We start from the raw sequence: 25527 nt of genomic DNA on the forward strand, positions 1-25527 counted from the left end.
GTACCGGCAACCCCCGGGCCCGGCCGGCACACCTCCATCTCGAAGACCCCGCTGCGCGCCCCGAGAAGGACGGCGCCGGGCCTTCGCCATCGTCTTCGCCTAGAAAGGCATGACCATGCGCAAGATCACCAGCATCGCGGCGGCAGTCGTCCTCACCGCCGCGCTCGCCGGCTGCGGCGGATCCGACGGTGCCGGCGCGACCGACGAGGTCAAGCTCGCCGGACTGTGGCCGCTCAGCGGACCCAACGCCACCCAGGGCACCGACGTGCTGCACGGCGCCGAACTGGCGGTCGAGGTCATCAACGACGACCACCCCGGGCTGGACCTGCCGCTCGGGCCCGGCACGGGGTTGCCCGGGCTGGGCGGCGCACCGGTGAAGCTGATCACCGGCGACACCCAGGGCAAGCCCGAGGTGGGGGCCGGAGAGGTCGACCGGCTGGTCACCGGCGAGAAGGTGGCCGCGGTGATCGGCTCGTACCAGTCCGGGGTGACGCTGACCGCCAGCCAGCGGGCCGAGCGGCTCGGCGTACCGTTCGTCAGTGAGGCGTCCACGTCGGTGGCGCTCACCGAGCGGGGCCTGAAATGGTTCTTCCGGACCGGGCCGACCGACGAGACCTTCGCCCGGTCGATGTTCGACTACCTCAAGGCCCGGCAGGCGGCCGGCGCCCAGATCCGCTCGGTCGGCGTCTTCCACAGCAACGACCAGTTCGGCAACGACGGCGCCGGGGTGACCGAGAAGGTCGCCGCCGAGGCCGGCCTGCCGGTGACCGTCAACGTCGGGTTCGACCCGAGCGCTGCCGACCTGGGCTCCCAGGTGGCGCAGGTGCGCGGCAAGAACCCGGATGTGCTCTTCGTGCTCGCGTACACCGACGCGGCGATCAAGCTGATGAAGACGCTGGACCAGTTGAACTACTACCCGCCGGCGCTGCTCGCCTACGGCACCGGGTTCGCCGACCCGGCGTTCGCCACCGGCCTCGGGGCACTGGCCAACGGTGCGTCCACCCGGGCGGCCTGGTCCGGCGAGATCGCCGAGAAGCGGCCGGCCGCCAAGACCGTGGCGGACCTGTTCCAGCAGCGGTACGGCGCCCCGATGACCGAGAACTCGGCGCGGGCCTTCACCGCCGTACTGGCGCTGGCGCAGGCGATCGACACCGCCAAGTCGGTCGAGCCGGCGAAGATCCGGGACGCGTTGCGCGGGCTGAACATCCCCGGTGAGAAGACGATCATGCCGTGGACCGGGATCACGTTCGACGACAAGGGACAGAACACCGGTGCCGCCGGGGTGGTGGAGCAGATGATCGAGGGGAAGTACCGGGTCGTCTTCCCGGCCGAGCTCTCCTCGGTCGCGCCGATCTGGCCGATGAACCGGGCCCAGCAGTGAGCCGGCGGACCGGCGGGCACCCCGGGGAGGCGGCATGACCGACCTGCTCCAGTCGGTGGTCAACGGGCTGCTGATCGGCGCGGTCTTCGCGCTGGTCGCGGTCGGCCTGACCCTTATCTACGGCGTGATGGACGTGATCAACTTCGCGCACGGCGAGATGGTCATGCTCGGCATGTACACCTCGTTCTTCGCCTGGTCGCTGCTCGGCCTCGACCCGCTGCTGTCGATCCCGCTCGCCGGGGTGTCGATCGCACTCACCGGCGCGCTGATGTATTTCGGCGCGGTCGGCCGGGTGCTCGGCAAGTCCCCGCTGGCCCAGGTCATCGTCACCTTCGGGTTGCAGGTGTTCCTGCGCGGGCTGGCCCAGTTCCTCTGGACCCCGAACACCCGGACCGTGCCCCGGCCCTGGGCCGCCGGGCTGCGCTGGGAGATCGGCCCGGTGGTGATCGGCGGACCGCAGGTCATCATGGCGGTCGGCGCGTTGCTCGCCACCGGCGCGGTCGCGTACTTCATGAACCGGACCCGGCTCGGCGGCGCCGTACGGGCCGCCGGGGAGGATCCGGCGGCGGCCTCGCTGATGGGCATCGACCCGCGCAAGATGTACGCGCTCTGCTGGGTGATCGCCGGCCTGGCCACCGGCGTCGCCGGAGCGCTGCTGATGAACTCCTACTCCGCCTCGCCCACCGCAGGGGTGAGTTTCGTGCTGATGGCCTTCGTGGTGGTCGCGTTCGGCGGCTTCGGCAGCATCACCGGGGCGGCCCTGGCCGGCCTGCTGGTCGGAGTCGCCCAGGGCGTCGTCGGGCTGTACGCCCCGAGCTACACCCTCGCCGCCGCGCTCGCCCTCTATCTGGTGGTCGTACTGCTGCGACCGCAGGGACTGCTGGGGACCAGATAACGCTTCCCGACGGCTGAAGCCGGGGGATTCCTGGCTCAGACCGTACCCGACCGCCCTCCTGGAAGGAGGTGATCGCGTGTCTTACGTCGTCGGCGCCAGCACGGTCGCGCTCTGCCGTGGCGAGGATCGTCCTCGCGGCGTTCCGATTCCGACACGCGGTATATCCGCAACTGTGGCACCGGAAGACTCCGAAGGTGCACCACCTCTTCCGCGCCCGCGAGCATCCCAGCCGCATCCGACAGTTCTGGTCCCGCAGAGGAGTCGACGCCATGCCGACAACCAACGCAACGCCTGACCGCCCTTTCCTTCCCATGGCTGAAGCCAGGGGTTTCTCGGGCGGCTTCTGATGAGCGCCCCGACCGTACTGGACCGGCCCCCGCCGGCCCGGCTGCCCGTCGCGGCGGCTCGGCGACTGCCGTCCTGGAGCACCGCCGTGGTGATCCTGGCGGCGCTGGCCGGGTACCCGCTGGTCTTCGCGGACTCGGCGGCACACAACATCGGCATCCTGGCGCTGACCTTCGGGATCGCGGCGACCGGCTGGAACCTGCTCGGCGGCTACACCGGGCAGATCTCCTTCGGGCACGCGCTCTACTTCGGCACCGGCGCCTACACCACCGCGCTGCTGGTCGGGCAGGGCTGGTCGCCCTGGCTGGCGATCGCGCTCTCCCTGCCGCTGGCCGCGCTGCTCGCCGCCGCCGTCGGCTGGCCCTGCTTCCGGCTGCGGCACCACTACTACTCCATCGCGACCATCGCGGTCGCCGAGATCGTCTTCATCCTGGTCACCAACCTCCCCGGGCTCGGCCAGGCGAACGGCTGGGAACTGCCGGTGGTCGAGCAGTCCCTGGCCAACCTCCAGTTCTCGCTGCTGGACAAGCGGCCGTACTACTACGTGGCGCTCGGCTTCTTCTGCCTCGCCGCGCTGGCGGTCTGGCTCTTCCTGCGCGGCCGGGCCGGCAACTACGTCCGGGCCATCCGGGACGACCAGGAGGCCGCGGCGGCGGTCGGGATCAACGTGCACCGCTACAAGCTCGCCGCCGCGGCGCTCTCCGGCGCGGTCACCGCGCTGGCCGGCGGCTACTACGTGATGTACGTGCTCTTCGTCGACCCGCCCTCCGGGCTCGGCCTGGACCTGTCGGTGTCGTTCACCCTGATGGCGGTGCTCGGCGGGGTCGGCCGGTTCTGGGGGCCGCTGCTCGGCGCCTGGGTGCTGGTCTTCGTCCAGGACGTCACCCGGCAGGAGTTCTCCGGCAGCGGCCGCTCGATCGACCTGCTGCTCTACGGCGCGCTGATCGTGCTGGTCTCGATCACCGAGCCGGGCGGCCTGCTCGCCATCGGGCAGCGGCTCTGGGCGCCGATCGCCCGGCGGCTGCGCCGTACCCGTGCCGGGAAAGCCGCTCCGGAGCCGGCCGGGTCTGCTGAGGTGAAGTCGTGACCAGGTGCGGCGGGAACAGCGGGTGGCCGGGTCACGGCCCCGACGGGTCGGACGAGGTGGGGCGATGACCGGGACGCTGCTGAGGATCGACAACCTCTCCTGCCGGTTCGGCGGCCTCTGGGCCAACCGTGACGTCAGCTTCGAGGTGGCGCAGGGGGCGATCGTCGGGCTGATCGGGCCCAACGGCGCCGGCAAGAGCACGCTCTTCTCGATGGTGGCCGGCGCCCAGCGGCCCACCTCCGGCCGGTTGGAGTTCGACGGCCGGGACGTCACCGGTTGGCCGCCGCACCGCGCCGCCCGGGCCGGCGTGGGACGTACCTTCCAACTCATGCGGGTGTTCGGCTCGATGAGCGTGCTGGACAACCTCAGCACGGCGGCGTTCGCCCGGCACCCCCGGCTGCGCGACGCCCGGCGGCGGGCCGGCGAGGTCGCCGAGCTGACCGGGCTCGGCCCGGTGCTCGACTCGCCGGCCGCGTCGCTCACCGCCGCCTGGAAGAAGCGCCTGGAGATGGGGCGGGCGCTGGCCACCGAGCCGAAGCTGCTGCTCCTCGACGAGGTGCTCTCCGGGCTGACCCCGACCGAGGCGCGCGAGGCGGTCGAGATCGTCCGCACCATCAACCGGGGCGGCGTCACCATCCTGATGGTGGAACACGTAATGGAGGTCATCATGCCGCTCTGCCACCGGGTGGTCGTGCTGCACTACGGGCAGAAGATCAGCGAGGGCACGCCGGAGCAGGTGGCGCACGACCCGACGGTGGTCGAGGCGTACCTGGGGAAGGCGCTGTAGATGCTGACCGTGCAGGATCTCCATGTGGACTACGCCGGGGTCGTCGCGCTGCGCGGCGTCGACCTGCGGGTCGAGGCGGGTGAACTGGTGGCGCTGGTCGGCGCGAACGGGGCCGGCAAGAGCACTCTGCTGGCGGCGGTCTCCGGGCTGCACCGCCCGGTACGCGGCAGCGTGACCTTCCTCGACGAGGACGTCAGCGGGCTGCCGGCGTACCGGATCGCGCGCCGGGGTGCGGTGCTGGTGCCGGAGGGGCGGCGGCTCTTCGGCCACCAGACCGTGGTGCAGAACCTGCTGCTCGGCGGCTACCACCGCACCGCGCCGGAGCGGGAGGCCGACCTGGCCCGGGTCTACGACCTCTTCCCGGTCCTCGCCGAGCGCTCCGGCCAGCGCGCCGGGACTCTCTCCGGCGGCGAGCAGCAGATGGTGGCGCTCGGCCGGGCGCTGATGAGCCGGCCCAAGCTGCTGATGCTGGACGAGCCCTCACTCGGCATCTCACCGAAGTTCACCAGAATGATCTTCGAGGTGCTGGCCGAGATCCGTCGCGCCGGTACCACCATGCTGCTGGTCGAGCAGAACCTGCGGGCCGCGCTGGAGCTGGCCGACCGGGCGTACGTGCTGCAGACCGGCGAGGTGGTGATGTCCGGCCCGGCCGACGAGCTGGCCGCCTCCGACGAGGTACGGCGCTCGTATCTCGGGCTGTGAGTTGGGTGAACTGGTACGACGGGGAGTGTGCGACGGTGCGGATCATTCCGGTGGGGCTGCGTGCGCTGCTGGTGGAGGTGACCGAGCCGGCGCACACCGCCGCGCTGGTCGCCGAACTGCACCGGCGGCGGGACCGGGGCGAACTGGCCGGCGTGCAGGACGTCGTACCCGGTGAACTCACCGTGCTCGTCGACGGGCTCGACGATCCGGCGGAGCTGGCCGGGCGGCTCGCCGGCTGGCAGCCAGCCTCGGCTCGGCCGCCGGACGGGCCGCTGGTCGAGGTGCCGGTCCGGTACGACGGCGCCGACCTGGCCGAGGTGGCCCGGCACTGGCAGGTCACCGAGGCGGAGGTGGGGCGGATCCACAGCGCGCCGGAATACCGGGTCGCGTTCTGCGGCTTCGCCCCCGGCTTCGGCTACCTGACCGGCCTGCCGGAGCGCTACCACCTGCCCCGGCGGGCGGTGCCCCGGACCCGGGTACCGGCCGGTTCGGTCGCGCTGGCCGGCGGCTACGCCGGAATCTATCCCCGCGACTCGCCCGGCGGCTGGCAACTGCTCGGCAGCACCGACCTGGTCCTCTTCGACCCGGACCGGGACCCGGTCGCCCTGCTCACCCCGGGCGCCCGGGTCCGGTTCCGGGACGTCGACGCCGTCGGCGGACGGGACGGGCGGGCCGGTGCGCGGGCGCGGCACGGCGCCGGGCGCGGCGAGACGCCGGCATGACCGGACGCTTCGTCGAGGTGGTCCGGCCCGGCGTACTCAGCACCGTGCAGGACCTCGGCCGGCCGGGACACGCGCACCTCGGGGTACCCCGCTCGGGCGCCCTCGACCTGCCGGCGCACCTGCTGGCGAACCGGCTGGTCGGCAACCCGCCCGGGGCGGCGACGATCGAGACGACCGTCACCGGCGTCGCGGTGCGGGTCGGCCGGGCCGGCACCGTGGCGGTGACCGGAGCCTGGGCGCCGGTCACCGTGGACGGGCGCCCGGCGAGCTGGTCGGCCCCGGTTTCGGTGCCGGCCGGAGCCCACGTCGAGGTGGCCGCCGCCCAGCGCGGGTTGCGCAGCTATCTCGCCTTTGCCGGTGGGATCGCGGTCCCGCCGGTACTCGGCAGCCGGTCGACCGACCTGCTCTCCGGGCTCGGCCCCGCGCCGCTCACCGTCGGCGACCGGCTGCCACTGGGCGAGGTGCCCGGGCCGCCCGCACCGGTCGACGTCGCCCCGACCGGCGCCCTGGCCGAGGAGCTGACCCTGCGGGTCCTGCTCGGCCCCCGGGCCGACTGGTTCACCGACGACGCGGTACGCATCCTCGGCGCCGGGTGCTACCACGTCTCCACCCTCAGCAACCGGATCGGGGTACGCCTCGACGGGCCCGCGCTGCCCCGGCGGATCGGCGGGGAACTGCGCAGCGAGGGCGTCGTCCTCGGCGCGGTGCAGGTGCCGGTGGCCGGCTCGCCGGTGATCTTCCTCGCCGACCATCCGACCATGGGCGGCTACCCGGTGATCGGTGTGCTGCACCCCGACGACCTCCCGCAGGTCGCCCAGGCCGCCCCGGGCAAGCCGGTACGGTTCCGGGTCGTCGAGCCCCGGTGGCGGCGGGGTTAGACCGGAGACAAGATCATGCTTGGATGGCAGCAGCGGCCGGGTACGCCGCCGCCGCGGAGAGGAGCAGACGTTGACATCCTCCACCGTCCTAAAGGGCGGGGATTCCCTTGGTCGCCCTTGGGTTTTCCTGCTTCGACACCGACCGCCTCGTCCGGGCGTCCGCCCGTTGAGGTCTTACCCCGGCTCCACAGGCCGTAACGGAGAGCCCCTCCGCCAGAATGTTGCGGGCCGCGTTGACGTCACGGTCGTGGACGGTCCCGCATCGGCAGGTCCACGCCCGCACGTCCAGCGGCTTCCGTTCAGCAAGAACACCACACGTCGAGCAGAGCTTGGACGACGGGAACCAACGGTCCACCACGACCAGGTCCCGGCCGTACCAGTCGGCTTTGTATTCGAGCATGGTGCGGAACTGCCGCCAGCCGGCGTCGCTGATGGCGCGGGCCAGAGGGCGGTTTTTGACCATGTTACGCACGGTCAGGTCCTCGATCACGATCGTTTGGTTCTCACGAACGAGTCGAGTGGTCAGTTTGTGCAGGTGGTCCCGACGCCGGTCGGTGATCCGAGCATAAATCCGGGCCACCTTCAACCGGGCCTTGGCCCGATTCAGCGACCCCTTCTCCTTGCGGGCGAGTTGGCGCTGGGCGCGGGCCAGGGCGGACCGGTCCCTGCGTTCGTGACGCGGGTTGGTGACCTTCTCACCGGTACTCAACGTGAGCAGACTGTCGAGTCCGGCATCCACGCCGACGGCCGTGTTGGCGGCCGGGGCCGATGTGATCACATCGTCACAGGGCAGGGACACGAACCAGCGTCCCGCCGCGTCCTGCGACACCGTCACCGTGGATGGCGACGCACCTGCGGGCAACGGCCGCGACCACACGATGTCCAACGGCTCGGCCATCTTCGCCAAGGTCAGCCGGCCGTCGCGCCAGCGGAACGCGCTGGTGGTGTACTCCGCCGACTTGCGCGACTTCTTTTTGGACTTGAAGCTCGGGTACCGGGCGCGCTTGGCGAAGAAGTTGACGAACGCGCCTTGCAGATGCCGAAGGGCCTGCTGCAATGGCACCGACGACACCTCGTTGAGGAACGCCAGTTCCTCGGTCTTCTTCCACGCCGTGAGCATCGCACTGGTCGCGTTGTAGGTGATCCGTTCCCGCCGCAGGACCCACGCCTCGGTACGGGCCTGCAGGGCCAGGTTGTAGACCTTCCGGACGCATCCGAACGTGCGCGACAGCTCCACTGCCTGCGCCACGGTCGGGTAGAAGCGGTACTTGAACGCCCGCTTCACCGCCCTGGACACGCCTCACACGTTAACGCACCAGCCGGTAAGCCCTGCGGTGACGCGCGGGTAGACGCCCATCCGCCCTGGCGGCGGATCGGCTATCCCCCCAGCTCCGCTCCGCAAGGGTGCCGTTTCCTCTCCGGCCTGAAAGCCGGAGTATCCACGGAAGGAATCCGATGACCGTGACCACCCGTCCCGGCTTCCACCTGGCGATCCCGGTCGACGACCTGGCCCGGGCGCGCGCCTTCTACGGCGGCGTGCTCGGCCTCGCCGAGGGACGTTCGGCGGATGCCTGGGTCGACTGGGACTTCTACGGCCACCAGGTGGTGACCCACGTCGTACCGGCGGCCCGGCAGGCCGACGCGGGGCGCAACCCGGTGGACGGGCACGACGTACCGGTGCCGCACTTCGGGCTGATCCTCTCGATCGACGACTTCCACGCCCTGGCGGACCGGATCCGGACCGGCGGCGGCGAGTTCGTGATCGAGCCGTACCTGCGGTTCGCGGGCGAGCCGGGGGAGCAGTGGACGATGTTCTTCCGCGACCCGGCGGGCAACGCCCTGGAGTTCAAGGCGTTCCGGGACGAGTCCCAGATCTTCGCCAAGTGAGCCGAAAACCGCTGGACAGCGTACGGCGGCCGGCCTAGCGTCTGCCGCGTCCGTGCCGATCCCGACGTGCGAAGAGGTGCATTTCATGAGGGTCCTGCCCGCCCCGAGCGGCAACTCCGGGACGACCGCACCAATCCTCATCACCTCTTCGCACGTAAGGAATATCAGGAGTGGACCTACCGCGTAGCTTCACCATCCGGGAGAGCGGCCACCGCATCCACAACCCGTTCGACAGCACCAAGCTGGCCACCCTGGGCGAGGCGCTGCGGCTCCCGCCCGGCGCCCGGCTGCTCGACCTCGCCTGCGGCTCCGGCGAGATGCTCTGCACCTGGGCCCGGGACCACCGGGTGACCGGCACCGGGGTGGACATCAGCACGGTGTTCCTCGCCGGGGCCGAGGCCCGGGCGGTCGAACTCGGCGTCGCCGACCGGGTCGAGTTCGTGCACGGCGACGCCTCCGGGTACGTCGCCGACGCCCCGGTCGACGTCGCCGCCTGCCTCGGCGCCACCTGGATCGGCGACGGAGTCCCCGGCACCGTCGCACTCCTGCGCCGCAGTCTCCGCCCCGGCGGGATGATGCTGGTCGGCGAACCGTACTGGCGGCGCGAGCCGGCCGACCAGGCATGCGTCGAGGCGTGCCACGCGACCAGCCGGGACGATTTCCTGCCGCTGCCCGAGACGGTCGAACGATTCTCCGCGCTCGGCGCCGACGTGGTGGAGATGGTCCTCGCCGACCCGGACAGCTGGGACCGCTATGCCGCGGCACAGTGGCTGAACCTCCGGCGCTGGCTCGACGAGAACCCCGACGACGAGCTGCACGCGGAGCTGCGCGCGGAACTCGACACGGCTCCGGTGCGGCACGTCCGATACCAGCGAGAATATCTGGGCTGGGGCGTCTTCGTACTGATGGACCGCTGAGTCCGGGCGGGCCGTGCTCCGGCGGCGGAGCACGGCCCGACGGGCGGGGCGCCACGCCCGACCGTCGTTGCGGGTACGACAGATATTGACCGTCCGGGACGCACCGGGGTTACATGATTCGGTGACCTCGTTCGAGGTGATCAGTATGGGGCGGGTGGGGGTGGACATCTATCCACTCCAGACCAACGCCCGGCTGCCCGACGTCGAGACGTTCGGAAAGTTCCTCGGCGGCAGCGCCACCAACGTCGCCGTGGCGGCGGCCCGGCACGGCCGGCGGGTCGCCATGGTCACCCGGACCGGCGCCGACCCGTTCGGCGACTACGTGCACCGCGCGCTGCGCGAGTTCGGCGTGGACGACCGCTGGGTGAGCGCCGTCGCCGGCCTGCCGACCCCGGTCACCTTCTGCGAGATCTTTCCGCCCGACGACTTCCCGAGCTACTTCTACCGCTATCCCAAGGCGCCCGACCTGGAGATCCGCCCCGAGGAACTGGACCTGCCCGCGATCCGGGCGGCCGGAGTCTTCTGGTTCAGCGGCACCGGGCTCTGCGAGCTGCCGAGCCGGGACGCCCACTTCGCCGCCCTCGGCGCCCGGGGACGTGCTCCGAACACCGTCTTCGACCTGGACTACCGGCCGGGATTCTGGTCCTGCCGGGAGGATGCCCGGGCGGCGTACGAGTCGGCGCTGCGGTACGCCACCGTCGCGGTCGGCAACCTCGACGAGTGCGCCACCGCGGTGGGGGAGCGCGAGCCGCACGCGGCGGCCGAGGCGCTGCTCGCCCGGGGCGTACGGCTGGCGGTGGTGCGGCAGGGCCGGGCCGGAGTACTCGCCCGGACCGCCGACGAGCTGGTCGAGGTGCCGCCGGTGCCGATCGAGGTGGTGAACGGGCTCGGCGCCGGGGACGCCTTCGGCGGCGCGCTCTGCCACGGGCTGCTCGCCGGCTGGCCGCTGGACCGGACCGTCCGGTTCGCCAACGCGGCCGGCGCGCTCGTGGCGTCCCGGTTCGCCTGCTCCGCCGCGATGCCGACCAGTGCCGAGGTCGACGAGCTGCTGGCCGAGCCCCGGCACCCGGTCGGTTAGCCGGTCAGGGCTGGGCGCGCAGCCCGGCCGGGTCCGCGAGCCGCTCCCGGAACGAGGCCGTGGTGTTGAGCAGTGGGAACGGCTCCGCCGGCACGTCGACGCCGAGGAAGTCGCAGAGCGGCTCCCAGCCCTGCGCCACGTCGAACTCTCCGAGCCGCTCGGCCGGTACGGTCGCGCGCACCTCCGCGACGTGGTCCGCGTAGACCTTCAGGGCGTGCTCCCGGTCGTCGAACCGGCCGCCGAAGGTCCCCTGCCAGACCAGCGCCTCCGTCAGCTTCGGCTGGTCCAGCAGCTCCGGATGGGCCGCGAACGCCTCGCGCAGTCCCGGCGGCGCGGACTCGGGGTCCATGGTCCGGGACCGGTAGATGGTGCTGTGGACGCTGTCGTACCAGCGCTCCGGATCGCGTACGGTCAACAGCACCCTGGCCTCGGGATAGACCTCGATCAGCTCCCGCCAGAAGTAGACGCTCGGCCAGTCCACGGTGCTGTGGTAGCCGTCCAGCAGCCTGGACCAGTCCACCGGCCCGCCCTGGGCCGCCCGCAGCCAGTCACCGATGGTCCTCGGGTGTTCGAACAGCTCGGCCATGTGGTGGCACGGGCCGAAGCCGAGCAGTTCGAGCGCCTCCTTCGTCGACCTGGTGCCGGTACGCCCGAAGCCCACCCCGATGACCCGCACCTCGCCGCCTCCCTGCCCCAGCCGTCCGTACCGTCCCAGTCAACAGGGTCGGCCGGTCGAGCGGAACGACCGGCCGGACGCGATTTCAGGGCGCCGGCCGGTCCGCCAGGTCGGCGGGATCGACGCCGAGGGTCGAGAGCAGGCCCGCGTGACGGAGGGTGTCGACCCGGTCCGGTAGCTCCCGGTCGATCCAGTCGGCCCTGACATCCTGACCACGACCACGCAACCACTCGATGATCTTCAACTTGTCGATTTCCACTGGTCCCTCTCCTCGTACGCGATTTCGGTCGGCTGCCGTAGATCATGGGCCGGATCTTGTCCGGCCCGCCGCCGAGGGCAGCCGCCGGTCTGCCATCGAGCCTGATCCGGCCGGTGCTGAGCTCCGACGTTCCGTCGCGTTCGGGTGAGCGCGTTGGCGGGCCAGGCTCAAACAGTACGCCGTGCCGGAGCGTCGATGGGCGGCGTGGATCCGCCGGCGGCGGCGTGCCGTACCGAGCCGGCCGGAGCGACGGTCGGCGGATCCGGTGGCCGGGTACGCCGGCACGGCCTACCCCGGGCGCCCGGGCGCGTACCCCCGATCGCCGCGAAAGCGGCACTGGCCGGCCCGTTCTCCGGCCGACGACGAATTCCGACATTGCGGGCGTACGGGGAATCTGGTTCGGGGCTAGGCTGACGTCGTTCCTGGACCCCGGCGCTACGGGTTTACGAACTCCGCGCACCACCGCCGAGATGAGGGTCCAGCGATGACACGGTTCGCCATCCGGGCGCGGTCGAACGGCACCGAATCGGCTCCCTGAGCCCCCTGGACGGCCGTCGGCGGAAGCCTTTCTCGCCACCCGCCCCGGCCCGGCGGCTTACGCCATCGCGACCGCCGAGCACCCTTCGGCCCCCACAGCACCGGCCCGGACTCAGCACGCCAGCCGCCCGGGTCGGACGGTACGGGATCCTGGGCTTCGGTTCGAGGCCCAGGATTCCGCCACCGTCGTCGCACCCGGGCGAGGCCGCCGGAGGACCACCGGCATCCGGCATCCGGCTGTCGTCCCGAGCCCGCCCGTACTGATCGACAGCCTGGTAGCGGACCGTCGGCCGGCGAGCCGGCTCGCCGACGAAGCACCAGCCGCCGGCCGAGCGTCGGCGAACCGGGCCGGCGTCCGCCAGCGCCCTCGGTGGCGTGCGTTCTGTCGGTGAGCAGGACGCCGGGCCACGCCCGGCCAGTGCCGCCCGGCCAGTGCCGCCGGGACGACTGCTCGGATACCGGCCGAGCGCCCCTACCGCACCCCTGGACCGAGAAGGATGGCTTGAAGATGCTTACCGCAGCTCAACGCGAGACGAGGGTTCCCTCGGCACCACCCTCGACACCTCGACTGTCGCTTCCGTCCGCCCGAACCCGCCAGGCGGTCCTGGACGGCGGTTGGTGGCCCCGGTCCTGGGATCCGGTGGCTGAACTCCCCGGACTTGTGCTGGCTCTCTCCGCCCGCTACGGACGGATCCGGAACGTGGTACTCAACAGCGGAGCATGGGACACGCGGTTCCGCCGACTCGCGGCCGGCGACGACGTCGTCCGGGTGGGCTGGTTCAGCTCGCTGGATACCGCACTGCTGATCGCCACCACCGACCGTGGAGACCAGCTCGACCTGCTCGTCGTGCCGCCCGGCACCACGGCTGCGGCGGCCGAGCGGGCGATGGCCACGGCAGCCGATCCGACCAACACGATGCACGCGCCGGCGATCCTCGCCGAGGGCGCCGGTGGGGCTCCTCGAACGGAGAGCACCGGGCCACGAGGGCGGTGACAAGCCGGGCGGACCATCACGGGTCCGCCGACGGGCGGGTCAACCCGTGCCGACCGGCGCCGCCCGTCCAGGCGCCCGGTCGAAGGTCCGCCTCGCGATGTCGAGCGGCGGCCGTCGGCTCCGTCTGTCTCGGGAGAACCTTCCACACCCAGGACGGGAGACGACGATGAGCAGAGTGTTCTTCACGGTGGGCATGTCCCTGGACGGCTATCTCGCCGGTCCGAACGCCCGGCCGGACAACCCGCTCGGCGACGGCGGTACCCGGATCCACGAGTGGGTCTACCGGACCGCGACCTTCCGGGAGCGGCTGCGGCTCGGCGGCGGTGGCGGCGAGACCGGCAGCGACGACGACCTGGTCCGGAACACCTTCGCCCGGACCGGGGCGAGTGTGATGGGCCGACGGATGTTCGACGAGGGCGAGGTCGCCTGGCCCGAGGAGGCGCCGTTCCGGTGCCCGGTCTTCGTGGTCACCAACCGGGCCCGCGAGCCGTGGGTCCGCAGCGGCGGTACCACCTTCACCTTCGTCACGGACGGCATCGAGAGCGCCCTGGCACAGGCCCGGGCGGCGGCCGGCGACCGGGACGTCCGGATCTCGGGCGGCGCCAACCTGATCCGGCAGTACCTCGCGGCCGGCCTGGTCGACGAGTTCGACGTCGACCTGGCGCCGGTGCTGCTCGGCGGCGGCGTCCGGCTCTTCGACGGCATCCCCGGCGCGGCCGGACTCAGGATCGAGGCCACCGAGCGGGTCGCCCACCTCCACTACCGCGTCGCGAGCTGATCCCGGACCCCGAGAAGCCGAAGGAGTACGACGAGATGACCAAGACCGACACCCTGGCCGTACCCGGCGCGACGCTGTACCACGAGGTGCGCGGCACCGGCCCGGTCCTGCTGCTGATCTGCGGCGGCGTGTACGACGCCGCCGGCTACGCCGCGCTGGCCGAGTCGCTCGCCGACCGGTACACGGTGCTGACCTACGACCGGCGGGGCAACTCGCGCAGCCCGCTGGCCGGGCCGCCGCAGCCGCAGCGGATCGAGGTGCACGCCGACGACGCGTACCGGCTGCTCACCGCGATGGGCGTCACCCCGGACGCACCGGCGTACGTCTTCGGCAACAGTTCCGGCGGGATGATCGGGCTGGACCTCGCCGCCCGCCACCCCGACCTGGTACGGGTGCTGGTCGCCCACGAGCCGCCGGTATTCGAACTGCTGCCCGACCGCGACCGCTGGCGTGCGGTGCTGCGCGACGTGGCGGACGCCTTCGCCGGGCAGGGGCCCGAGGCGGCGAACCAAGTCCTCTCCGCCGCGTTCGCCGCCGACCGGCCGGCACCGGAGTCGGCCGCTGCGGAGCCGGCCACCCCGGAGCCGGAGCGGATGCCCGGTGGCGCGGAGCGGCCGGCGGGCGAGCCGGATCCGGAGACCGCCGCGATGCTGGCCCGGATCGGTCGGAACATGGAGTTCTTCATCGGCTACGAGGTGCCGCCGTTCGGCGGATACGTCCCGGACGTCGATGCCCTGTCCCGCGGATCGACCCGGGTCCGGCTGGCGGTGGGCGAGGCGTCGACCGGCGAGCCGCCGTACCGGACGGCGGTGGCGGTGGCCGAGCGGCTCGGCGAGGCGCCGGTGGTCTTCCCGGGTGACCACGGTGGCTTCGGCGACCGGTCCGGCGCGTTCGCCGCCCGGCTGCACGAGGTGCTCACCGCCGACTGAGGGGGTGCGGCGCTGGCACCGTCCCGGTGCCAGCTTCCACCCAGCCCCGCTCCCACCCGGCCCGGCGCCCCGCTCCCACCCGGCCCGGCGCCCCGGCCGGGGCTACCCCTCCCCGGCCGGGTCGGTCAGCAACTCGGTCGCGCCGGCCCGTTCGGCCAACCGGGCGCAGCCGGCCGGGTCCCGTTCGCCGTCGGCGACCACGACGTCGTAGCGGAGCCGTAGTTCGGTGCCGGGTGCGAACGGGTACTCCCGGTCGAAGAACGGGGCCGGGCCGAGACAGCCGTACGGCTCGGTGCGGACGAACCACCGGGTGGGTGCGCCCGGGTTCGCCGGATCGTCCCGGAAGACCAGCGTCGACGCCAGGGTCTCGGCCGGCCCGATGCCGTCGTGCCGGCCGACGAAGCCGAGCCACGGACCCCGCCAGCCCATCAGTTCGTCCGCGCCGACTCCGGTCGGGGTCACCACCCGGCCGCCCCGGAACGAGCGCGGTCCCTGCCAGAAGAGTCCGCCGTAGCCGGCGTTGTCCCGGCCCTGGGTGGTCGGGCTGCCGATCGTGATCACCGTGTCGCCGTCGTTGCGCAGTACGGTCTCGAACCGCAACCGCCACGCGCTCTGGTTGGCCCACACCGCCACCGCCAGTCGACGTCGCTCGGAGACCACCGGGCGGCCGTTTCGGCCCACCCAGCGCAGCCGCTCCACCAGGCGTACGGCGTCGGGGTCGCAGCGTAGCGCCGGGAAGTCGAGGTGCTCGACCACCCCGATGTTGTCGAGCTTGCGGTACCCCTGGCCGCGCAGATAGGTCGACCCGCCCCAGAAGTTGTCCGGCCCGACGTGGGAGATGCCGAAGCAGAGCCCCTTGTGCCAGAGGTGGTCGTGCGGCCGGTACAGGCTGACGACGTTGCCGGCGAGGGTCCGCAGCGGGTGGAAGTAGGGTCGCGGCGCCTCCTCCCGGGGCTCGGCGGGGGTGTAGACGTAGTGGAACAGCTCCGCACCGCGCCAGCCGACCCGCACCGACCGGCCGACGTCGTGGCTGACGGCCAACCCGCTGCCCGGACCGCCGGCGGTCCCACCCGCGTCCGAGCCGGTGGCGGCGGGCAGCGGCGGGCGGGCCGCCGGGACGGGTACGGCCGGTGGCGGTGCGGCCGCGGCGGGCACCGGTGGACTGCTCACCATCGCGGTCCGTCCCCCTGCATCCGCCGGTAGAACGGCGAGTTCTCACCCAGGTCGTCCGGGCGGACGGGTCTGCGGGTGAACGCCGACGCGTACACCCCGGCGACGAGTCGCATCGTCCGCCGGGTCTCCGCCGAGGTGACCGGCGGCGGGGTACCGGCACGCAGGCTCCGGACCACCTGGGCGAACTGCGCCTGGTGACTGCTGCGGACCCCGGCGGCGCCGGTCCGCCAGGCCGCGACCACCTCCTCGGCGTACTCCGGTGCCGGGGTGATCCGCCAGTCGTCGTCGCCGTAGCCGTACAGGTGGGTCAGCTCGACCGTGGCCCGCTCGAAGTCGAACCGCAGGTAGCTCTCCTCGCGGATCGACAGCAGGCTGTTCACCACACTGGCCACCGCGCCGTTGGCGAAGCTGACGTGTGCCATGCTCAGGTCCTCGGTCTCGGACCGCCTGGCCTGCTGCCGGGCCAGGGCGGAGACCTCGGTCCAGTCGCCGAGGATCGCGCAGAGCAGGTCCATCTGGTGGATGCCGTGGCCCATCGTCGGCCCGCCGCCCTCGGTGTCCCAACGCCCGCGCCACTCCACGTCGAAGTAGGACTGCGGGCGGAACCAGGTGGTGTGGCAGACCGCCATCAGCGGCCGGCCCAGCACGCCTGCGTCGAGCAGGGCGCGCAGCCGCAGCGCGCCGGTGCCGAACCGGTGCTGGAAGACGGTGGCCAGCGCCGCCCCGTACCGCTGCTCCGCCTCGGCCAGCTCGTCGAGCTCGCCGAGGTTCAGCGTCGGAGGCTTCTCGACCAGCACGTTGGCGCCGGCCCGCAGACCGGCGAGGGCCAGTTGGTGGTGCGAGCCGGGCGGGGTGCAGACGTGTACCAGCTCGGGCTGCTCCTTCTCCAGCAGGCTGGCCACGTCGGGGTGCCGGGCCGGTACGTCGTACCGGTCGCAGAACGCCGACAGCCGGCCGGCGTCGGTGTCGACGGCACCGACGAGGCGTACCTCGTCGCCGAGTTGCCGCAGCCCCTCGGCGTGCAGCCGGGCGATGTTTCCGGTCCCGACCACGGCGACGCGGATGGGTTCCACAGGTGCTCCTTAGCGAGGTGGTGCAAGGGTGCTCAGTCGCGACGGGCGCGCAGCGGGTCGTAGGGGGAGAGGAAGCCGCACATGCCCAGCGTCGTCTGTTCGGGTGGGACGATCCGGGTGACGGTGGCGTCGGCGAGGTGGCTGTGGTCGCCGCGCCGCAGCGCGTCGAGCTGCGCTCCGGTCTGCCGGCTCACCGCCGCCGGTCCCTGCTCCCAGCGCTCCTGCCAGGCGTCGAGCTGCGGGCGTACCAGGGCGGCGGCGGCCGCGTAGAAGTTGTCGAGCGCGGCGGTGTCGCCGGCCGCGCACCGGCGGCGGAGTTCGGCGAACCCCTCGATGGCGAGGTCGCGCCGGGCCCGGGCCCGTTCGGCCGAGGGCGGGTCAGATCCGTCCGGCCCGGTCAGCGAGACCGCCCGCCGGTACGTCGGCACATCGGCGAGCTGTTCCGGTGGCAGGGTGAGGACCGCGTCGCCGGCCTCCGGCAGCCCACTGTTCTGCATGATCACGACGACCTGGAGCGCGCCGTCGTCGTTGACCGCCCGGTGGATGGTGCCCGGGGTGAACCAGAGCACGTCGCCCGGGGTCAGCGGCGATTCCTCGAAGCCCCGCCGGGTCAGGGTCTGTAGCCGACCCCGGCCGCCCACCACGACGTAGCACTCGGTGCAGCACAGGTGCACGTGCGGCGTGCCGCCGTGCAGGCCGTCGTCGGTCTGCCAGGGATAGACCCGCAGGTTGGTGATGCCGACGGCGCCGGGGAAGGGCGGCGGTGTGCCGTCGTCGGCGGTCACGGGGCGTGCTCCGCGGCGAACGCCTCGATCTCCGCCCGCTCCCAGGCGCGGTCGGCGAAGACCACCCGGTGGTTGAGCCGGAGGGTCTCGTCGGGGGCGAGGACCACCTCCTCGTCGAAGGCGGGCGAGGGGTTGACGGCCGGGAACGGGGTGTTGCGGACGAACCACTTCAGCGGTACGGCCGCGCTGGAGGTGCCGGCGAAGACGAGTACGGTGCCACCGCCGTCGACCTCGTCGTGCTCGGCGGTGTACGCCAGCCACGGGGACTGCCGCCCCATGGTCTCCGGGCCGCCGCCGTCGGCGGTGATGATCTCGCCACCGGTCCAGCCGCGCGGCCCCCGCCAGAAGAACCCCGTGTAGCCGGCGTTCGGCCGGCCGTGCGTGGTCGGGCTGCCGACCCGCAGCTCCGCGCCCCGGATGTTGCGCAGTTCGGTACGGAAGTCGAGCGTCCAGGTGCCGCGCCCGGGGTCCACCCCGTGGATCCGCAGTTCCCGCCGCTCCGCGACCCAGTCTTCGTCGGTCGAGGTGATCCAGGTCAGCGACTCCCGCAGGGTCAGCTCGGTCGGGCTGACGTCGACCAGGTCGAAGGCGTCGTGCCGCATCCGGCCGACGTTGTCCCGCGCGCGGTAGCCCTCGCCGTGCACGTACGAGTTGCCGCCCCAGAAGTTCTGCCCGGACAGGTGCGAGATGGTCATCTGGAGCCCCTTGTGCCACCGGTGGTCGTTCGGCCGGTACGCCGAGACCAGGGCTCCGTCGAGGGTGCGCAGCGGGTGCAGGTAGGGCTTGCGCGATTCGAAGGCCGGCACCGGGGGGTCGTACACATAGGTCGCGATGTCCACGCCGTCCGCGTTGACGACGATCTGACGGCCGTGTTCGTGCGTGACGGTGAGCCGGCCGGTGGTGTTGGACGCGGAGGTCATGGAAGCGACGGTGCCTTTCGGTGGCGTGCGGTAACCGCTTTCCCGAGCTAACCGCCTTCCCTCTGCAACGTCAAGATCCAGCTCGGCCTGAAAGACTTTCGGCCGCCGCTCGGTCTCCGCTGCCGGCCGGTCCGACCCGCGCAGGCGGCGACGACGGGCGTACGGTGTCCGGCGCCGTCACCGGCCGGGTGGTGCGGTGGTAGCCGGTGGCCGCCACCGCCAGCGTGATGCCCCAGGCGAGGAAGACCAGCTCGGTCCCGGCCACCGCCCAGCCGGCGCGTAGCTCCGCCCAGGTGGTGGCCCCGGTGGCCAGCGCCCCGGCCAGCATCCCGATGCCGATCAGCCCGTACGCGATCAGCGCCACCGCCGTCACCCCGGCCGGCACGAAGGCCAGCGCGGGCGGTACCCGGCGCCCGGCCAGCCCCGGCAACCAGCGGGGGAGGACCTGTCCCCACCGGGCGGCCAGCCCGAGGGTGAGCAGCCCGCCGAGCAGCGGAGTCAGGGTGAGCAGCAGTCCGGTCAGCGGCCCGATGTCCTCGACCGCCCGGCGCAGCTCGTCGGCGGGGATGCCCAACGGGACGCCCAGCAGCCAGCAGGCGTGCGGCACGGTGAAACCGAGCACCGGCAGCAGGCAGGCGGCGTACGCCCAGCGGCGGGTCCAGCCGGGCACCGGTCGTGGCTCGGGACGGCCCGCCGGGGCGTGCCGGCGGGCCGTTCCCGAGGTGGCCGCCGCCGCGAACGACAGCCCGCCACCGAGCAGCAGCAGCCGGCCCAGCAGGTCGGCCCAATCGGAGGGCCGGCCGGCGAGGGCCACCGGGATCTGGAACAGCAGATGTCCCGGGAAGGCGAGCACCAGCAGCGTCACCGCCCCGACCCAGGCACCGAGCGAGGCGACCCGGCCGGGCCGGAGCACGGCCACCGCCGCCACGACGACTCCGACGGCGCAGAGCAGCACCGATCCCCAGCCGGACCAGAACGGCAACGTCGCCAGCCGCTCCGCTCCGCATCCGTCGGCGAGTTCCGCCGGCTCCGGTGAGCGGGTACGGTCGCACGCGGTGTAACCCCACCGGCCACCGGCCGCCCAGTAAAGCCGGAGCAGCCCGTACCCGAGGGCGAAGCCCAGTGCGACCAGCGCCCTGCCCCGCCGTCCGATCCTCGATGTCGCGATCATGCCTCGACTGTGCGGCAGGCGGCGCACGGCGTCCTCCCGCGCCGGAGGGAACCCGTCCCCCACGCCGGAGGAGGGGCGGCCGGAGGAAGGAGTACGGGCGCCGCGACGCCACTGTGGACCGGATCGCGCCGGCCCGGCGGTAGGGTGCGGATGCCGGGCGGGGTCGCCGGCCCGGCCGCCACGCCGACCACCTCTTCGGGGCCGCCACCATGACCAAGCGATCGTCCGGAACCGTCACGCTGATGGATGTGGCCCACAAGGCCGGGGTGTCGGTCGCGACCGCGTCGCGGGTGCTCAACGGCAGCGGCACCCGACAGGTGCGGGCGGACCTGATGGACCGGGTGCTCGCCGCCGCCGCCGCGCTGGACTATTCCGCCAACGCACCCGCCCAGGCGATGGCCCGGGGCCGCACGAACGTGGTCGGGCTGCTGGTCCACGACATCGCGGACCCGTTCTTCTCGTCCATCGCGGCCGGCGTGATGCGCGCCGCCGAGCGGCACGGCAGCATCGTGATGATGTACAGCACCACCGGGCGGACCGAGCGGGAACTCGACTACCTGGCGACCCTGCGCGGCCAGCGGCCCCGCGCTGTCATCCTGGCCGGCAGCCGGACCGCCGACCGGGCGCTGCGGGACCGGCTCGGCGTCCAGTTGCGGATCCTGGAGGAGGCGGGCGCCCGGGTCGCGCTGATCAGCCAGCACGTCCTGCCGATCGACACCGTACTGCTGGAGAACCGGGAGGGGGCCAGACTGCTCGCCCGGCGGCTGGTCGAGCTGGGGCACCGGCGGTTCGCCGTGCTCGCCGGACCGCGGCACCTGCTCACCGCCCGGGACCGGCTCGCCGGGTTCCAGGCCGGACTCGCCGACAGCGGTGTCACGCTGCCGAGGACCCAGGTGGCGTACGGCGAGTTCACCCGGGACGGCGGTTACGCCACCATGCGGGAGCTGCTCGCCCGCGATCTCCGGGCCGGTTGCGTCTTCGCGGTCAACGACGTGATGGCGGTCGGCGCCATCTCGGCGCTTCGCGACCACGGGGTGCCGCTGCCCGGCGGGATGGCGGTGGCCGGCTTCGACGACATCGTCACGCTCCGGGACGTCACGCCGTCGCTCACCACGGTGCGGCTGCCGCTGGAGGAGGTCGGCGCCGCGGCCCTGGAACTCGTCATGCAGCCCCGGGCCGCACGGCCCCGGCTGCGCCGCATCCGTGCCGAGGTGGTCGTCCGGGCCAGCACTCCCGCGCTGCCCTGACCCGCCGGGCAGGGGAGCGCGGTCGTACCGCTCGGCGCCGCCCCGCTGCCGGCGGCGACCGGCCGGTGCGCCGGTCGACCGTTCAGAGCTGTCGCCACCAGGTCTGCTCCACCAGGTCGTGGCCGAAGCTGTGGTGCGGAGCCTGTTCGCGCAGCTCGAAGCCGGCCTTCTCGTAGATCCGCCGGGCGTCGGCGAGTACGTCGTTGGTCCAGAGCATGATCTCGCGGTAACCGGCTCCGCGGGCGAAGCGCAGGCACTCGTCGACCAGCCGGCTGCCGATGCCCAGCCCGCGGGCCTCCGGCTCGACCAGCAGCAGGCGCAACTGGGCCACCTCGTCGTCCCGGCGGACGCAGAAGACGCAGCCCACCGGCGCGCCGTCCAGCTCGGCGATCCAGGCCTGCTCGCGGCGGGGGTCGCGCCCGTCGACGTACTCGGCGACGATCCGGGCGACCAGGGCCTCGAAGGTGATGTCCCAGCCGTACTCCTCGGCGTACCGGACGCCGTGCCGGTGCACCACCCAGCCGAGGTCGCCGGGGCCGACCGGCCGCAGCAGGTACGCCCGGGGTGGCACCGCCTCGCCGAGCAGGCTACGGATCGTGCGCATCGCCTCGACCAGCCGTTCCCGGTCCGTCCCCGACAACCGGGTCAGCAGGCTCTCGATCTCGGTCTGGGTCCGCTCGTTCAACAGGTCGTACGCGGCCCGCCCGGCCTCGGTCAGCGTGATCACCTGCCGGCGGGCGTCGACCGGTGACTGGCTGCGCTCCACCAGTCCGTCGGCGGCGAACCGGGACAGGATGCGGCTCAGGTAGCCGGGGTCCAGCGCCAGTTCGCGGCGGAGTGCCGGCACCTCGGTCGCCGGGCGCTGGGCCAGCTCGTAGATCACCCTGCCGTCGGTGAGCGAGAAGGGCGTGTGGACCAGTCCCTCGTCGAGCGCGCCGATGATCCGGGTGTAGAAGCGGTTGAAGTCGCGCACCGCGCTCGCCTGTGGGGCCAGAGGGGACGTCATCTGCCTATTTCAACAAATCCTTTGCCGATGTCAAGGGTTTTGCTGGCCCCGGGCCGACCGCCGTCAGGTCTCCGCGCCCCGGTAGTTGTACAGCTCGTCGACGAACCGGCGGCGCAGCGGCGGAAGTCGGCTGGTCACGCTGAAATAGCCGCGCGCGGCAAGCATCGCGAACCGGCCGATGACCGGCTTGTAGATCGGGTCGTCGCCGTTGGTGCCGTTGGTCCGCAGCGAGTCGGCGACCCGGGCGAAGCCGTACCGGATCATCTCCGTCTCGTAGTCCGCGATGCTCCCGAGCAGCGGCTTGGCGCCGGCCGCCGCCGCGACCAGTTGCCGGTGCAGCAGCGCGGCGTCCCGCAACGCGGTGTTGGCGCCCACCCCCCGCCCCGGCGTCATGGTGTGGATCGCGTCGCCCAGCAGGGTCACGTTGCTGCTCGGCCAGGGCTCGACCGGTACCGAGGTGGCGACCTTGATCGGGATGACGCTGCCGGTGTCGCTCTGTCGCAGCAGCTCCCGCAGGTTCGGATGCCAGTTCCGGGTCAGGTCCCGGGCGACCTCGGCGAGGCGCTCGCCGCGCAACTCCAGCACGTCGGGCGGGAAGCGGTCGGCGGCGCTCCAGATGATCAGGTTGATGCAGTCCCGGGTGTTGTCGAAGAGCAGCCCGGGCCACTGCCCGATCAGCCGGGCGTCGGTGACCCCGACCCCGGGCTTGACCGAGCCGCGCTGGTCCCACTTGAACTCCATGACGTGCAGTACGCCCATCACGCCGCCGGCACCGAAGATCAGCGAGATGCCCCGGTGCATCTCCTCGGTGAGCAGGCTCCGGGTCTGCTCGGTCAGCGGGATCTTGCTGGCGATGTTGATGCTCCCGGCGTCCCTGACCTCGGCGTGCGGCAGGTACTGCCGGCGTACCGCGGAGTGCGTGCCGTCGGCGGCGACCAGCAGGTCCCCGGTGGCCGAGGTGCCGTCGGCGAAGTACGCGGTGACCCGGCCGTCGTCGTGCTGCGCGTAGTGCGTGAACGTCTTGCCGAAGTGCACCACGTCGTCCATGCCGGTCAGCAGCACCTGGCGCAGCGTCATCCGGGAGACCGACTGGTCGATGCTGGTCGGGTCGGCCTCGGGGCGCAGCGCGAAGGAGGCCGTACGGTGCAGTTGCTCGGTCAGCACGTTGAAGTACCGGGGCGCCTGGGCACAGGTGGCGAGGAACGTCGTGAACAGTTCCGCCGGCAGGCACTCGCGCAGCGCACGGCAGCCGGTCGGATTGATCCCGACCCGGTAGCCGAGCAGGCCGTCGCCACGGTCGCGGTACCGCTCGTAGACGGCGACGCTGATGCCGGCCCGCCGGAGGCCGTGCGCCAGGCACATGCCTCCGGTACCGGCACCGATGACGATCACATGTATCGGGCTGGTGCGCATCAGGTCCCTTCCGCGGCCGTCGCATCCGGGCCGTCCCAGCGGTAGAAGCACCGCGCCATCGCGTCGCGCGGCGACCGCCAGTTCGGCGAGTACGGCGAGATGTACGCACCCAGCCGCTGTTGCACGCTGACGAAGAGCGGATGCCGGTTCGCCTGCTCCAACCGGGCCGGCGCGGAGTCGTCGGTCTCCATCAGGTGCAGGCAGAGATCGTCGAGGTGGTAGAGCGAGCGGTGCCGCACACCGGTGACGGTGTGCAGGTCGGTGTTGTCGGACTCCGCGAGGATCTTCGCGATCTCCTCCTCGGTGCCCGGGACGATCCTGCCCACGATCAGTACGCGATTCATTGGACTCCTTAGCTGGCTGGCCGGACCGGGCCCGGTGCGACCCGGACAACCCGCCGGCCGTCTGATCGGGCCCGATCACCATGCCGGCGGTGACGTCATCCGACCGTCACCGACCGCCGTCACCGTCGCCGTCCTCTGTGACGCTGCGGTGACGCCGCCGCGCCAGGACGGCGCGCCGCGCCGGCGCGCCGGAGAGACCGGCCGCCGTGCGGGGGACGGCGGGGCTGGGGATCAGCGCCGCACCGGCATCGCCGGCAGTGCCGACCGGTCGGGGTACGCCGCCGCGCGCCCCGGCGACGGCCGGGCACCCGACAGGCGGGCCCCCCTCGGCCGGGCGATGGGTGCGAGCAGGTCACTGAGCAGGGCGGACATCGCCTCGGACGGCTCTAGCTGAAGTTCGCGGAGCAGCAGGTCACGGTAGACGTAGAAGGCCTGGAGCGCCTCGTAGGCGTTGCCCTCGTCGAGGTGGATCTCGACGATCAGGCGGTGCGGCGTCTCGCGCAGCGGTTCGGCGCGGACCGCCTCGAGAGCGGCCTGCAACGCCTCGCCGTGCTGCCCGGCGTGCAGGTGACCCCGGGCGATGTCCTCCAGCATGTGCAGGCGGAGCTGGCGCAGTCGCTCCCGCTCCAGCAGCACCCACTCGTCGTACCAGCCGGGGAGCAGGTCGTGCCGCCCCGCGCTACGGAGCTTCGCCGCCCAGCGGGGGTCACCGCCGTCGCGTACCCGCTCGGCGGCCCGGACGAGGTCGTCGATGTCCAGCCGTACCGCCGGATCGAGCCGGACCGTGTCGCCGGTGGTGAGCACCGGGCAACTGCCCTCCTGACGAAGCCGCCACAGCGCGGTACGCAGGGAGGACATCGCCCGCTCCTCCGGAGTGTCCGGCCACAGCAGGCCGGCCAGGTGTGCCCGGGTCGCGCCCGGCCGCAACCCGACCAGCGCGATGATCCGTTGCAGTCCACGGGGTACGACCACCGGAGTCCCGTCGTGCAGCAGGTTGAAGCCGTCCAGCAGGAACAGGTGGATCGTCCGACCGAACTGGCGCGGTGACGGGTGGGCCGGTGCCCGGCGTGCCCCGTCGCGCGGCTCGCTCTCGTCAGGAGTCACGGCCCACCCTCCTGCACCCGGAACCCGTGTCCCGAAGTCCGCCCTGCCCGGACCGCCCCGCCCAGCTCTCCGGTATGCCGATGCCGCTCGGGGGGCGCCGTGCCCGTTCAGGCACCGACACCGCAAAGCGTGACGAACGTTATCAATCGCCGTTACGCTCGGTCAATCCGCCGGTCGGCAATCCGACCTAGCCGTTCGGTCCCTGCACAACGGCTCTGAGCTGGGCATAAGCGGTCGCACTCGGGTCGCCGCAGCGCCCGTCCGGGCCGTTCCGTCCCGGCAGGGTGGGGCATTGTGCCCGACCGCCGTCACCAGAGCGTCACCGTGTCGGGGAGCAGTCGTACGCGATCGGGTGACATTCCGTTGACACCCGGTGGGCAGGGTGGTCACCAGTCGTTCGGACGAGGTCGCAGTCGGGGGAGAAGCCGGGGGAGAGGCT

General features: G+C 72.5%; 26 protein-coding genes. 14 read left to right on the forward strand and 12 right to left on the reverse strand.

Annotation, left to right across the window (positions count from 1 at the left end; translation table 11 throughout):
- Positions 1-109: 109 nt before the first annotated feature.
- The 7 genes from ACSMXO_RS19320 to ACSMXO_RS19350 all read left to right on the forward strand — a co-directional run bounded on the left by ACSMXO_RS19320 (position 110) and on the right by ACSMXO_RS19350 (position 6797).
- The gene (locus tag ACSMXO_RS19320) at positions 110-1381 is read left to right on the forward strand and encodes an ABC transporter substrate-binding protein (RefSeq protein WP_455418825.1); all 1272 of its coding nucleotides are present in this window, start codon (positions 110-112) and stop codon (positions 1379-1381) included.
- Between the two features lie 34 nt (positions 1382-1415).
- The gene (locus ACSMXO_RS19325; protein ID WP_346257465.1) at positions 1416-2276 is read left to right on the forward strand and encodes a branched-chain amino acid ABC transporter permease; all 861 of its coding nucleotides are present in this window, start codon (positions 1416-1418) and stop codon (positions 2274-2276) included.
- A gap of 346 nt (positions 2277-2622) precedes the next feature.
- Positions 2623-3708, forward strand: coding sequence for a branched-chain amino acid ABC transporter permease (locus ACSMXO_RS19330; protein ID WP_455418826.1), 1086 nt, complete (start codon positions 2623-2625; stop codon positions 3706-3708).
- A gap of 64 nt (positions 3709-3772) precedes the next feature.
- On the forward strand, positions 3773-4495 hold the full coding sequence (locus tag ACSMXO_RS19335; protein ID WP_455418827.1) for an ABC transporter ATP-binding protein: 723 nt from the start codon (positions 3773-3775) through the stop codon (positions 4493-4495).
- Positions 4496-5197, forward strand: coding sequence for an ABC transporter ATP-binding protein (locus ACSMXO_RS19340; protein ID WP_455418828.1), 702 nt, complete (start codon positions 4496-4498; stop codon positions 5195-5197). It begins immediately after the preceding gene.
- A 35-nt stretch (positions 5198-5232) separates the two neighbouring features.
- A complete protein-coding gene (gene pxpB / locus ACSMXO_RS19345; RefSeq protein WP_455418829.1) occupies positions 5233-5919 on the forward strand; it encodes a 5-oxoprolinase subunit PxpB in 687 nt (228 codons plus the stop codon).
- Positions 5916-6797 carry a 5-oxoprolinase subunit C family protein gene (locus tag ACSMXO_RS19350; RefSeq protein ID WP_455418830.1) on the forward strand — a complete coding sequence of 294 codons (882 nt, stop codon included), beginning with the start codon at positions 5916-5918 and terminating at the stop codon, positions 6795-6797. The genes pxpB and ACSMXO_RS19350 overlap by 4 nt, the downstream gene beginning before the upstream one ends.
- A gap of 88 nt (positions 6798-6885) precedes the next feature.
- Here ACSMXO_RS19350 and ACSMXO_RS19355 read toward each other — a convergent pair whose 3' ends face one another.
- Positions 6886-8094: an RNA-guided endonuclease InsQ/TnpB family protein gene (locus ACSMXO_RS19355; RefSeq protein ID WP_455418831.1), complete on the reverse strand. Its 1209-nt coding sequence runs from the start codon at positions 8092-8094 to the stop codon at positions 6886-6888.
- Positions 8095-8252: 158 nt separating this feature from the next.
- On the opposite strand from ACSMXO_RS19355, the gene ACSMXO_RS19360 reads away from it, so the two are divergent.
- The 3 genes from ACSMXO_RS19360 (at position 8253) to iolC (ending at position 10679) form a co-directional block, all read left to right on the forward strand.
- On the forward strand, positions 8253-8684 hold the full coding sequence (locus ACSMXO_RS19360) for a VOC family protein (RefSeq protein WP_455418832.1): 432 nt from the start codon (positions 8253-8255) through the stop codon (positions 8682-8684).
- Positions 8685-8854: 170 nt separating this feature from the next.
- A complete protein-coding gene (locus ACSMXO_RS19365; protein ID WP_346257472.1) occupies positions 8855-9601 on the forward strand; it encodes an SAM-dependent methyltransferase in 747 nt (248 codons plus the stop codon).
- 121 nt (positions 9602-9722) lie between these two features.
- Entirely contained in the window at positions 9723-10679 is a 957-nt protein-coding gene (iolC, locus tag ACSMXO_RS19370; RefSeq protein WP_346257473.1) for a 5-dehydro-2-deoxygluconokinase, read from the forward strand.
- A gap of 4 nt (positions 10680-10683) precedes the next feature.
- On the opposite strand, the gene ACSMXO_RS19375 is transcribed toward iolC, so the two are convergent.
- Positions 10684-11355, reverse strand: coding sequence for a sulfotransferase family protein (locus ACSMXO_RS19375; RefSeq protein ID WP_455418833.1), 672 nt, complete (start codon positions 11353-11355; stop codon positions 10684-10686).
- Positions 11356-11440: 85 nt separating this feature from the next.
- Positions 11441-11614, reverse strand: a complete 174-nt coding sequence (locus ACSMXO_RS19380) for a hypothetical protein (RefSeq protein WP_346257475.1) — start codon at positions 11612-11614, stop codon at positions 11441-11443.
- A gap of 1045 nt (positions 11615-12659) precedes the next feature.
- Here ACSMXO_RS19380 and ACSMXO_RS19385 point away from each other — a divergent pair.
- The 3 genes from ACSMXO_RS19385 (at position 12660) to ACSMXO_RS19395 (ending at position 14852) form a co-directional block, all read left to right on the forward strand.
- Positions 12660-13145: a DUF5994 family protein gene (locus ACSMXO_RS19385; protein ID WP_455418834.1), complete on the forward strand. Its 486-nt coding sequence runs from the start codon at positions 12660-12662 to the stop codon at positions 13143-13145.
- A gap of 166 nt (positions 13146-13311) precedes the next feature.
- Positions 13312-13923, forward strand: coding sequence for a dihydrofolate reductase family protein (locus ACSMXO_RS19390; RefSeq protein ID WP_346257477.1), 612 nt, complete (start codon positions 13312-13314; stop codon positions 13921-13923).
- A 35-nt stretch (positions 13924-13958) separates the two neighbouring features.
- Positions 13959-14852, forward strand: a complete 894-nt coding sequence (locus ACSMXO_RS19395) for an alpha/beta fold hydrolase (RefSeq protein ID WP_455418835.1) — start codon at positions 13959-13961, stop codon at positions 14850-14852.
- Between the two features lie 102 nt (positions 14853-14954).
- On the opposite strand, the gene ACSMXO_RS19400 is transcribed toward ACSMXO_RS19395, so the two are convergent.
- The 5 genes from ACSMXO_RS19400 to ACSMXO_RS19420 form a co-directional block, all read right to left on the reverse strand.
- Positions 14955-16025, reverse strand: a complete 1071-nt coding sequence (locus tag ACSMXO_RS19400) for a DUF6807 domain-containing protein (protein WP_455418836.1) — start codon at positions 16023-16025, stop codon at positions 14955-14957.
- Positions 16019-17098, reverse strand: a complete 1080-nt coding sequence (locus tag ACSMXO_RS19405) for a Gfo/Idh/MocA family protein (RefSeq protein WP_455418837.1) — start codon at positions 17096-17098, stop codon at positions 16019-16021. Before ACSMXO_RS19405 ends, ACSMXO_RS19400 begins: the two co-directional genes overlap by 7 nt.
- A gap of 32 nt (positions 17099-17130) precedes the next feature.
- The gene (locus tag ACSMXO_RS19410; protein WP_455418838.1) at positions 17131-17883 is read right to left on the reverse strand and encodes a cupin domain-containing protein; all 753 of its coding nucleotides are present in this window, start codon (positions 17881-17883) and stop codon (positions 17131-17133) included.
- Positions 17880-18803 carry a DUF6807 domain-containing protein gene (locus ACSMXO_RS19415; protein ID WP_455418839.1) on the reverse strand — a complete coding sequence of 308 codons (924 nt, stop codon included), beginning with the start codon at positions 18801-18803 and terminating at the stop codon, positions 17880-17882. Before ACSMXO_RS19415 ends, ACSMXO_RS19410 begins: the two co-directional genes overlap by 4 nt.
- 70 nt (positions 18804-18873) lie before the next feature.
- Positions 18874-19974, reverse strand: coding sequence for a hypothetical protein (locus ACSMXO_RS19420; RefSeq protein WP_455418840.1), 1101 nt, complete (start codon positions 19972-19974; stop codon positions 18874-18876).
- Positions 19975-20216: 242 nt separating this feature from the next.
- Between ACSMXO_RS19420 and ACSMXO_RS19425 the strand changes: the two genes are divergently transcribed.
- Positions 20217-21221 (forward strand): LacI family DNA-binding transcriptional regulator, encoded by a 1005-nt coding sequence (locus ACSMXO_RS19425; RefSeq protein ID WP_455418841.1) that lies wholly within the window; start codon positions 20217-20219, stop codon positions 21219-21221.
- 82 nt (positions 21222-21303) lie between these two features.
- On the opposite strand, the gene ACSMXO_RS19430 is transcribed toward ACSMXO_RS19425, so the two are convergent.
- The 4 genes from ACSMXO_RS19430 to ACSMXO_RS19445 all read right to left on the reverse strand — a co-directional run bounded on the left by ACSMXO_RS19430 (position 21304) and on the right by ACSMXO_RS19445 (position 25007).
- Positions 21304-22227: a bifunctional helix-turn-helix transcriptional regulator/GNAT family N-acetyltransferase gene (locus tag ACSMXO_RS19430; protein ID WP_455418842.1), complete on the reverse strand. Its 924-nt coding sequence runs from the start codon at positions 22225-22227 to the stop codon at positions 21304-21306.
- 63 nt (positions 22228-22290) lie between these two features.
- Positions 22291-23640, reverse strand: a complete 1350-nt coding sequence (locus ACSMXO_RS19435; RefSeq protein ID WP_455418843.1) for an FAD-dependent oxidoreductase — start codon at positions 23638-23640, stop codon at positions 22291-22293.
- The gene (locus tag ACSMXO_RS19440) at positions 23640-23984 is read right to left on the reverse strand and encodes a TcmI family type II polyketide cyclase (RefSeq protein WP_346257488.1); all 345 of its coding nucleotides are present in this window, start codon (positions 23982-23984) and stop codon (positions 23640-23642) included. The genes ACSMXO_RS19435 and ACSMXO_RS19440 overlap by 1 nt, the downstream gene beginning before the upstream one ends.
- 231 nt (positions 23985-24215) lie before the next feature.
- Positions 24216-25007, reverse strand: a complete 792-nt coding sequence (locus ACSMXO_RS19445) for an AfsR/SARP family transcriptional regulator (protein ID WP_346257598.1) — start codon at positions 25005-25007, stop codon at positions 24216-24218.
- Between the last annotated feature and the right edge of the window lie 520 nt (positions 25008-25527).

It is taken from the genome of Plantactinospora sp. DSM 117369 (assembly GCF_053764795.1).